At 74.0% G+C, this 9426-nt stretch carries 10 protein-coding genes; 4 read left to right on the top strand and 6 right to left on the bottom strand.

What is annotated here, in order from left to right:
* Positions 1-477 (top strand): cbb3-type cytochrome c oxidase subunit I (locus tag ACFC1X_RS14755; RefSeq protein WP_376353043.1); only part of this gene is annotated, 477 nt, incomplete at its 5' end.
* Complete coding sequence (locus ACFC1X_RS14750; protein ID WP_376353040.1) at positions 474-827, top strand: hypothetical protein; 354 nt, start codon at positions 474-476, stop codon at positions 825-827. The genes ACFC1X_RS14755 and ACFC1X_RS14750, both read left to right, overlap by 4 nt.
* Positions 828-843: 16 nt before the next feature.
* On the opposite strand, the gene ACFC1X_RS14745 is transcribed toward ACFC1X_RS14750, so the two are convergent.
* The gene (locus ACFC1X_RS14745) at positions 844-1344 is read right to left on the bottom strand and encodes a metallophosphoesterase family protein (RefSeq protein WP_376353037.1); all 501 of its coding nucleotides are present in this window, start codon (positions 1342-1344) and stop codon (positions 844-846) included.
* A 132-nt stretch (positions 1345-1476) separates the two neighbouring features.
* On the opposite strand from ACFC1X_RS14745, the gene ACFC1X_RS14740 reads away from it, so the two are divergent.
* Entirely contained in the window at positions 1477-2055 is a 579-nt protein-coding gene (locus ACFC1X_RS14740) for a hydrolase (RefSeq protein ID WP_376353034.1), read from the top strand.
* Between the two features lie 21 nt (positions 2056-2076).
* Here the strand turns inward: ACFC1X_RS14740 and rfbB are convergent, their stop codons facing one another.
* The 3 genes from rfbB to ACFC1X_RS14725 form a co-directional block, all read right to left on the bottom strand.
* Complete coding sequence (gene rfbB, locus ACFC1X_RS14735; protein ID WP_376353031.1) at positions 2077-3051, bottom strand: dTDP-glucose 4,6-dehydratase; 975 nt, start codon at positions 3049-3051, stop codon at positions 2077-2079.
* A gap of 86 nt (positions 3052-3137) precedes the next feature.
* On the bottom strand, positions 3138-3317 hold the full coding sequence (locus tag ACFC1X_RS14730) for a hypothetical protein (RefSeq protein ID WP_376353028.1): 180 nt from the start codon (positions 3315-3317) through the stop codon (positions 3138-3140).
* A gap of 114 nt (positions 3318-3431) precedes the next feature.
* Positions 3432-4382, bottom strand: a complete 951-nt coding sequence (locus ACFC1X_RS14725; protein ID WP_376353025.1) for a LysR family transcriptional regulator — start codon at positions 4380-4382, stop codon at positions 3432-3434.
* Between the two features lie 153 nt (positions 4383-4535).
* Here ACFC1X_RS14725 and ACFC1X_RS14720 point away from each other — a divergent pair, with 153 nt between their 5' ends.
* Complete coding sequence (locus tag ACFC1X_RS14720) at positions 4536-5231, top strand: type 1 glutamine amidotransferase domain-containing protein (RefSeq protein WP_376353022.1); 696 nt, start codon at positions 4536-4538, stop codon at positions 5229-5231.
* A 15-nt stretch (positions 5232-5246) separates the two neighbouring features.
* Here the strand turns inward: ACFC1X_RS14720 and ACFC1X_RS14715 are convergent, their stop codons facing one another.
* Together ACFC1X_RS14715 and ACFC1X_RS14710 are read right to left on the bottom strand one after the other, a co-directional pair.
* The gene (locus tag ACFC1X_RS14715; protein ID WP_376353020.1) at positions 5247-7721 is read right to left on the bottom strand and encodes a SpoIIE family protein phosphatase; all 2475 of its coding nucleotides are present in this window, start codon (positions 7719-7721) and stop codon (positions 5247-5249) included.
* Between the two features lie 105 nt (positions 7722-7826).
* The gene (locus tag ACFC1X_RS14710) at positions 7827-9176 is read right to left on the bottom strand and encodes a S1 family peptidase (protein WP_376353017.1); all 1350 of its coding nucleotides are present in this window, start codon (positions 9174-9176) and stop codon (positions 7827-7829) included.
* Positions 9177-9426 lie beyond the last annotated feature (250 nt).

The following is a 9426-nucleotide window of genomic DNA, read 5'->3' as shown; positions in this document are numbered from 1 at the left end:
TTCGGCACGGTGGTGTTCGCGATGTTCGCGGGCTTCCACTTCTGGTGGCCGAAGTTCACCGGCAAGCTGCTGGACGAGCGCCTGGGCAAGATCACCTTCTGGACGCTCTTCGTCGGCTTCCACGGCACGTTCCTGGTCCAGCACTGGCTGGGCGCGAACGGCATGCAGCGCCGGATCCCGGACTATCTGGCGGTGGAGGGCCTGACGCCGCTGAACACCGTCTCCAGCGTCTTCTCCTTCCTGCTCGGCATGTCGCTCCTGCCGTTCTTCTACAACGTCTGGAAGACGGCCAAGTACGGCAAGCCGGTCGAGGTGGACGACCCGTGGGGTTACGGCCGTTCGCTGGAGTGGGCGACCTCCTGCCCGCCGCCGCGGCACAACTTCCGCGCCCTGCCGCGCATCCGCAGCGAGTCGCCCGCCTTCGACCTGCACCACTCCCCCACCGCCGGCGCGGAGCGGGAGCTGACGCTCCGGTGACCGGCGGGGACGTGCGCCCGACGGCCGCCCGGGCGCTCATCAACGAGATCGAGGGGCACCTGCTGGTGGCCGCCACCCGCGAGGAGGGGCGGACGGCCGCCGCCCGTTTCTCCGCCTCCCTCGACCTGCTGACGGGGCATCAGCTCCGGCAGGTGGAGGACCGCTTCGAGGCCGAGTACCTCGCGCTCACCCGTGCCTCCTGGCAGCGCACGGCCGAACGCGCCGGGCGACTGCGCGGGGAGTACGAGGAGCGGTACCGGGCGCTGCGGCGGCGTTTGCTCGCCTGCTGCCTGCTGGGATGGTGCGCGGTCCTCGGGAGCGTGGGCACGCTGCTCCTGGGACGGACGTAGCCGCCCGCGCCACGGCTCAGCGCCGGGGCAGCCTGTGCAGTTCCACCTCCGCGAGCCGGCCGTCGGCGACCGAGGCCGTCATGTAGGTGCAGTACGGCTGGCGGCGCCGGTCCGTCGGCGAGCCCGGGTTCAGCAGGCGCGGGCCGCCGGGCGCGGTGGTGTCCCACGGGATGTGGCTGTGCCCGAAGACGAGGACGTCGAGGCCGGGGAAGCGGGCGGCGCAGCGGGCCTCGCGTCCCTGGGCCGCGCCCGTCTCGTGGACGACTCCGAAGCGCAGGCCGCCGAGGTCGGCGTACGCCACCTCGGGGAGGCGGGCGCGCAGTCCCGGTCCGTCGTTGTTGCCGTACACCGCGACGAGTCGGTGGCTACGGCTCTCCAGCAGGTCGAGGGTGGCCGTGTCGACCCAGTCCCCCGCGTGCAGCACGACGTCGGCGCGCGGGATCTCCGCCAGCAGGGGCGCCGGCAGTTCCCTCGCCCGCTTGGGCAGGTGGGTGTCGGACATGAGGAGCAGACGCACGGGTCCAGGGTAGCAATCAACAGGTAAAACTGTGCAGTCTTAACTGGACAGTCTTAGCTGTAGAAATTAGCGTGCCGGTAGGGAGGCGAAAGGTCTCCGGCGTTCCGCGAACCATCCGAAAGGCACCCCCTGATGGCCGTCACCACCCTCGACCCCCGCACCGCCCTCGTCGTGATCGACCTCCAGGCGGGCATCGTCGCCGCACCGACCGAGCCCTTCGGCGGGGCCGACGTCGTCGCCCGGAGCGTCGAGCTGGCGGACGCGTTCCGCGCCCGGGACCTGCCCGTGGTCCTGGTCCGGGTCTCCTTCGCCGCCGACGGGGCGGACGCCGTGCCCGGCCGCACGGAGACCGGACCCGGCGGGGCCCGGCCCGAGGGCTGGGACGTCGTCGTCGACGAGCTGGCCGGCCACCCCGGCGACCTCACCGTCACCAAGCGCAACTGGGGCGCCTTCCACGGCACCGGCCTCGACGTCCAGCTGCGCCGCCGCGGGGTCACCCAGATCGTGCTGACCGGCATCGCCACCAGCATCGGCGTGGAGTCCACGGCCCGCGCCGCCCACGAGCACGGCTACCACGTCACGCTCGCCACCGACGCGATGAGCGACATGAACGCGGAGGCGCACCGCAACAGCGTCGAGCGGATCTTCCCGCGGCTCGGGGAGACGGGCACGACGGCGGAGATCCTGGAGCTGCTGGCCAAGAGCCACTGAGCCCCCCGGCCCCTCGGCACCTCACTCCGCGCCGACGCGCCGCTTGAGCGGCTCCCACCAGGCCCGGTTGTCCCGGTACCAGGCGACGGTCCCGGCCAGCCCGGCCGTGAGGTCCCGGCGGGGACGGTAGCCCAGCTCGTCGCGGGCCTTGCCCCAGTCGACCGAGTAGCGCAGGTCGTGCCCCTTGCGGTCCTCGACGTGCACGACCCGGTCCCAGCCGGCGCCGCAGGCGTCGAGGAGCAGGCCGGTAAGGTCGCGGTTGCTCAGCTCGGTGCCGCCGCCGATGTTGTAGACCTCGCCGGCCCGGCCCCGGGTCCGCACCAGGTCGACGCCCCGGCAGTGGTCGTCGACGTGCAGCCAGTCGCGTACGTGGCGCCCGTCGCCGTAGAGGGGCACGCTCAGCCCGTCCAGGAGGCGGGTGACGAACAGCGGCACGATCTTCTCGGGGAACTGGTGCGGGCCGTAGTTGTTGGAGCACCGGGTCACCCGTACGTCCAGGCCGTGGGTGCGGTGGTACGAGAGGGCCAGCAGGTCGCCCGAGGCCTTCGAGGCGGAGTAGGGGGAGCTGGGCCGCAGCGGGTGCTCCTCGGTCGCCGACCCGGTGTCCACGGAGCCGTAGACCTCGTCGGTGGAGACGTGCACGAAGGGGCCCACGCCGTGCCGCAGGGCCGCGTCCAGCAGGGTCTGGGTGCCGACCACGTTGGTGAGGACGAAGTCCGCGGCGGCGTCGATCGAGCGGTCCACGTGGGACTCGGCGGCGAAGTGCACCACTTGGTCGGTGTCGGCCATCAGCTTGTCGACGAGTCCGGCGTCACGGATGTCCCCGTGCACGAAGCGCAGCCGGGGGTGGCCCACTTCGAGGTTGGTGAGCGTGCCCGCGTAGGTGAGGCCGTCCAGCACCGTGATGTGCGGCGCTCCGGGAGCGTCGGAGGCGAGGAGCGTCCGGACGTACCGGGAGCCGATGAAGCCGGCGGCGCCGGTGACCAGGAGGTGCATGAACGGTGCCTTGCTGCGGTCGGGAGGCGGTGCGGGACGGTACCGACGTTACCCACGTGTCCCGTGTGGTCCGCTGCCGGGCGGTCTCAGTCCTCGCCCCGCACGATGTTCGACTCCTGGCCCGTTCGCGGTGCGCGGGGAACTCCGCGGTCCTCGACGGCGGGTATGCAGGTGCGCATGGCACCTCTGGCGCGCAGCCGGCGGGCCTTCGACCAGCCCGTCTCCGGCCTCCGGACGACGGTGTGCTCGCTGGTGTCCGTTCTCACGGGGTTTCATCCTCCTTGTGTCCGTTGTCTACCTCCTTCGGGTCCCCGGGCACGCCACCGCGAAACACCGGGCGCACGGGCCACACGGCCGCTCCCGGCCCGGTGTGGCGCGGGTCACCACGCGCGTGCGGCGTGCAGCAGGTGGTCGCGGACGAGGGGCACGTGCGGGTTGTCGAAGGCGCCGGGGCGGTGCACCAGGTAGGCGGTGTTGATCGGCGCGTCCTCGGGTTCGTCGAGCAGGGCGAGCGCGCCGGAGTCCAGTTCGGCGGCGCACAGGTACCGCGGCAGGACGCTGAACCCGGCGCCGGCGGCGACCATGGCGACGACGGCCCGCAGGTCGGGGACGGAGACGGCGGCCCGGCAGGTCAGGCGCCGGCCGAAGACGTGCCGCCAGTAGCGGCGGACGATCGGGAGGTCCTCGGCATAGCTGATCAGGGGGACCTCGTGCAGGGCACCGGGGCCCTCGGCGGCGAGGGCGGGCCGCAGCCGGTCGGCCAGGGCCGGGGCGGCGACCAGGACGAACTCCTCGTCCGCCAGGGGCACCGCGGACAGACCGCGGCCGCGCGGGCGGCTCGTGGCGATCACCAGGTCGTGCCGACCGGCCCGCAGTTCGTCGAGGAGCGGGTCGGTCAGACCGGGCCCCACCCGCAGCCGTACGCCGTCGGCGACCAGGCCGGAGAGCGCGGGCAGGGCGCGGGTGGAGAGCAGTTCGGCGGGTCCGGCCAGGTGGACCGGACCGGGCCGGGTGCGGCCGGTCGGGTCGTGCCCGGCGGCCGCCGCGAGCGCGTCGAGGGGCGCGGCGACACGCGCGGCGAGTTCGTCGGCCACCGCGGTGGGGGCGACTCCGCGCGGCAGTCGTTCGAACAGTTCGCGGCCGGTCTGCCGCTCCAGGGCGCGGATCTGTGTGGTGACGGTCGGCTGGGACAGGCCGAGGAGCTGGGCCGCGGCCGTGAAGGACCCGGAGCGGTGGACCGCGAGGAAGGTCCGCAGCAGGTTGAGGTCGGGCGGCGCGGCGGCCGGGGTCGTGGCGCCGGCGGGGTCCGCCGAGGGGTCGCTGTGTCGCACCCCTGAACCCTACGGCGGTACGGCAGGACGCTGCCATACGGATTCCTATGGCTCTCATCGGCCGTGGCATTGGCGATACGTAGTGCTCGGGTCCTAGTTTCGGACGCAGCGCCGCGTACGACGGATCGCGGCCCGTCCTTCCGGGAGACCCACATGTCGAAGATCCTCTTTGTCCTCACCGGCGCCGACCACTGGACGCTGGCCGACGGCACCCGGCACCCGACGGGCTTCTGGGCGGAGGAGGCCGTCGCCCCGTACGAGGCGTTCACGGCCGCCGGTCACGAGGTCGTCGTGGCCACGCCGGGCGGGGTCGTGCCGCCCGTCGACCGGGCGTCGCTGGCCCCCGAGGTCAACGGCGGCCAGGAGAACGCCGACCGGATCGCCCGCGCGCTGGAGGGCTTCACGGAGCTGCGGCACCCGGTGAGCCTGTCCGACGTCCGGCTGCGGGACTACGCGGCGGTGTTCTACCCCGGCGGCCACGGTCCCATGGAGGACCTGGCCGTCGACGCCGACTCCGGCCGGCTGCTGACCGAGGCGCTGGGTGCCGGGACCCTGCTCGGGGTGGTCTGCCACGGCCCGGCCGCGCTGCTGGCCGCCGTGGACGCCGAGGGGGCCAATGCCTTCGCGGGCCGGGAGGTGACCGCGTTCACCAACGAGGAGGAGACCCAGGGCGGTCTCGCGGAGCGGGCCTCGTGGCTGCTGGAGGACCGGCTCCGCCAGGCCGGGATCGCCGTGCGCGCGGCCGAGCCGTGGGCCCCGCACCTGGTCGCCGACCGGAACCTGGTCACCGGCCAGAACCCGGCGTCCGCCGCCCCGCTCGCCGAGGAGCTGCTGAAGCGGCTCGGCTGAACCGGCCGGGGACGCTCACGGGTTCAGCGGGATCTCGCTCCAGACCAGCTTGCCCCCGCCGACCGGCAGCGTCCCCCACGCCGCCGACATCGCCTCGACCAGGAGGATGCCGCGCCCGCCCGTGGCCTCCCAGCCGATGCTGGTCGGCTTGACCGGCGTACGCGGTGAGGCGTCGGCGACCGCCACCCGCATCCGGCCGCCGATCAGGGCGAGGTCGAGCCGGACCCGGCCGTCGGTGTGCACCAGGGCGTTGGTGACCAGCTCAGAGACGATCAGGAGCACCGCGTCGATGCCGTCGTCCGGTACGCCCCAGGAGCGCAGGGTGCGCCGGGTGAAGCGGCGGGCGTGCCGCACGGCCTCCGGCAGCCGCCACACGGACCAGCTCTCCCGCAGCGGGCGCAGGTCCATGCCGTCGTAGCGCACCAGGAGCAGGGCGACGTCGTCGCTGCGGCGGGCGTTGCCGAGCAGCGCGTCGGCGACGAGTCCGAGGTGGGCGGGGTCCGACGCGGCCAGCGCGTGCGCGAACCGGTCCATGCCCTCGTCGATGTCGGCGTCGGGGGACTCCACGAGACCGTCGGTGGTGAGGGCGATCAGCGTGCCGGGCCGCAGCCGCAGCGGGCTCATCGGGAAGGCGGCCTGCGTCACCACGCCGAGCGGTGGGCCGCCCGGCACCTCGGCGATGTCCGTGCTGCCGTCGGGGTGGCGCAGCACCGGCGGCAGATGTCCGGCCCGGACGCACCAGGCGGAGCCCTCCTCCATGTCGAGGTCGACGTAGACGCAGGTGGCGAAGAGGTCGGTCTCCATTCCCGTCAGCAGCCGGTTGGCGCGGGAGACCACGACGTCGGGCGGGTGGCCCTCGACGGCGTAGGCGCGCAGGGCGGTGCGCATCTGGCCCATCAGGGTGGCCGCGCCGGCGCTGTGGCCCTGGACGTCGCCGATCACGAGGGCGACGTGGTGGTCGGGCAGCGGGATGACGTCGTACCAGTCGCCTCCCAGCTCGAGCCCGGCCGTGCTGGGCAGGTAGCGGGCGACGGCGACCGCGCCGGGCAGTTTCGGCAGGCGGCGCGGCAGCAGCTGGCGCTGGAGCATGCCGACGAGTTCGTGTTCGGCGTCGAAGGCGCGGGCGCGGGTCAGGGCCTGTCCGGCGAGGCCGGCGGAGGCGGTGAGCAGGGCGCGTTCGTCGGGGCCGAAGTCGTGCGGGGTGTCCCAGCCGATCAGACAGGCGCCGGCCATGCGGCCGGCGGCGGGCAGCGGCAGTACGGCGAGGCCGCCGGGGCCGACGTCGGCGAGGGCGGGTTCCAGGTCGCCGGTGCCGGCGGGCCAGATCCGGGCGCGTCCCTCGCGCAGCGCGGCGGCGAGGGTGGGCATGGCCCGGACCGGCGCGTCCGGCCACTCGGTGCGCCACTCCAGCCGCCACAGCTCGGGCCAGGACTCGGGTTCGGGCGGGTCCAGGACGGTGACGACGAACCGGTCGTTCTCCAGCTCGGCCAGGGCGATCCGGTCGGCGCGCAGCGGTCTGCGCAGGGCGGCGACCACGGCCTGGCCGACGTCGCGGACGGTGCCGGCGGTGGCCAGCGCGGCGGCGAGCCGCTGCACGCGGGCCACGTCGGTCACGTCCGGGCGCAGGGTGGAGGCGTCGGCGACGGTGCCGACCAGGCGGGTCGGACGCCCCTCGCCGCCGGGCAGCAGGCGTCCGCTCAGCCGGAGCCACTTCGGCGGGCCGGCCGGTTGCAGCACCCGGAACTCCAGCTCGCGGTCGCCGATGGTCATGTGGTCGGACTCGGTCACCGACATCAGGGACGGCAGGTCCTCCGGCACGGTGAGGCCGAGCAGCGTCTCCACCTTGCCGTCGAACTCGCCGGGGGCGAGCCCGAACAGGCGCAGGATGTCGTCGCCGACCTCGACGCGGCCGGTGTCCATCGCGAGGCTGAAGGACTCCGGCCGCAGCTCCTCGTCCTCCTCGGCCTCGGCCGGGGCGGGGCAGGTCAGTGCCTCGGCGACCAGTTCGAGGCAGGCCCGGTCCTCCGCGTCGAATCCGTCGGGGCGCTCGGTCAGGGCGAGCAGGCAGCCGCCGCCGTTCCCGCGCACCGGCAGGGTGGCGAGGGAGAAGCCGCTGGACGGCACGTGCCGCGACTCGGCGGATCCGGCGAACTCCTCGGGGCCGATCCACACCGCCTCGCCGCCGCGGTGGGCGTCGGCGACCGGGGAGCCGCCGGACGCCGGGTAGCTGTCGCGTACTCCGTACAGGGTCCGCGGCACACCGACCGAGGCGGACAGGCAGAGCAGTTCGCGGTCGTCGCCGGGCGTGTAGAGGGCGGCGAGGGAGGCGCCCGCGAAGACCAGCGCCTGTTCGAGGATCCGGCGGGGCCGCTCCTCCTGCTCCGGGCCGGACGCGATCGCCTTCAGGGCACCCTCGGCACGCAGCGTCCTCGATCCGCGTTCCGCAGCGCCCTGTCCGACCACCTCGCCATTACAGCGCTTATAGGACATCCGCGCAGCCCCTACGGCCCGGGTAGCGGCGATCAGAGGACCGAAGAGACAAGAAGGGGCGGTCCGGTCCTCCCGCCGGGGTCCGGACCGCCCGTCGGTGTGCGGTCAGCCGGTCAGGCCGGAGCCGTCCTCGGCGCCGACGCCCGTTCCGTCGTCGGAGCCGCCGACGCCGGTGCCGGTACCGTCGCCCGCGTCGCCGGCGCCCGCGTCACCACCGGCCTGCTCGCCACCGGCCTGCTCGCCCCCGGCCTCCTCACCGCCGACGGCGTCGCCGCCCCCGGCTTCCTCGCCGCCGGCCTCCTCGCCGCCGGCCTGGTCGCCCGCGCCTCCCGCCGCGTCGCCGCCGAGGGTGGCGCCGACCGCCTCCAGGGCGGTGGTGACCGGCTGGAAGAAGGTCTCGCCGCCGACGGTGCAGTCACCGCTGCCGCCGGAGGTCAGGCCGATCGCCTGTCCGTCCTGGGTGAACAGGGAGCCGCCGCTGTCGCCGGGCTCGGCGCAGACGTCGGTCTGTATGAGGCCCGTGACCGTGCCCTCGGGGTAGTTGACGGTGGCGTCCAGGCCGAGGACCTGACCGTCCGCCAGTCCGGTCGTGCTGCCCATGCGGAAGACCTGCTGACCGACCGTCGCCTCGGCGGCCTGGCCGATCGCGAGGGTCTGGTCGCCGAGATTGACCTCGCTCGGCGCCTCGGTCGCCGGGTCGTCGTACTTGACGAGCGCGAAGTCGCCCTCGCCCGGGAAGACCGCCTGGTCGACGGTGCCGATCGGCGCCCCGTCCTGGGCGTCGGACCACTGCTCGGTGGCGACCCCGCAGTGACCGGCCGTCAGGAAGGCCGGGGAGCCGTCCCCGGCGGTGACGTTGAAGCCGAGGGAGCAGCGCGCGCCGCCGCCGAAGATGGCGTCGCCGCCCGACGCGAAGGTCCGGAAGGTGCCGGCGGACTTCTCCAGGGTGGCCATGCCGGAGCCGAGGCCCTGGACGGTGGACTCCAGCTTGTCCCACTTCTCGCCGGTGACGGTGGAGTCGGCGGTCACCAGGATCTTGTTGGTGCGGGGGTCGATCGCCCAGGAGGTGCCGGGGATGGTCGCCTCGGACTTCAGCGTCGTCGCGCCGCCGCGCAGCTCGCCCATGCTGTTGTCGACCTCGCGGACGTCCGCGCCCGCCTTCTTCGCCTCCACGATGACCTGGTTGTTGTCACCGGGTACGACGTTCACCACGAGCTGCTGCTCGCCGGTGTCGTAGTACGAGCCGGCGAAGGCGTCGCCCAGCATCCCGGCGAGTTGCGAGGCGAGATCCGACGCGTCCGCCGCCTTGAGGGTCCTCGGCGCCGCCGCGGCGTCCGAAGACCCGCCGTCCTGCGAGGCGTTGGCGTTCGGGAGCAGGATGGCGGCCGCGCCGAGCGCCACCACACCGCCCGCCGCCATCGCGGCCCTGCGCTTCGGAATTCGCTTGTGACTCAACCTACTCGACCTCCTGGGACCGGGACGGTGCCGCGGTCCGGCAGCTGTTGGGGGGCGCCCGGACGGCAGTTGGTACGCACGGACCCGGCGGGGTGTTCAGCCGGGCGCTCCGATCCGGCCTGATCGGCACCCTCCGCGCTCGAGCGGACACGCACGGTGCCGATCGCGGAGCGGAATCCCTGCTTCAGCGAATCTGCACATCGAATGCTCAACCCGGTCACCCCGGTTGGGGGATCTGCACAACCGCGCG

It is taken from the genome of Streptomyces sp. NPDC056128 (assembly GCF_042263835.1).
Lineage (GTDB): Bacteria > Actinomycetota > Actinomycetes > Streptomycetales > Streptomycetaceae > Streptomyces.
This window is presented reverse-complemented; position numbering and strand designations above follow the sequence as displayed.

Coding starts and splice junctions, on each gene's coding strand:
- ACFC1X_RS14715 (WP_376353020.1), bottom strand. CDS start 7,721: ATGTCCTATAAGCGCTGTAATGGCGAGGTGGTCGGACAGGGCGCTGCG.
- ACFC1X_RS14720 (WP_376353022.1), top strand. CDS start 4,536: ATGTCGAAGATCCTCTTTGTCCTCACCGGCGCCGACCACTGGACGCTG.
- ACFC1X_RS14740 (WP_376353034.1), top strand. CDS start 1,477: ATGGCCGTCACCACCCTCGACCCCCGCACCGCCCTCGTCGTGATCGAC.
- rfbB (WP_376353031.1), bottom strand. CDS start 3,051: ATGCACCTCCTGGTCACCGGCGCCGCCGGCTTCATCGGCTCCCGGTAC.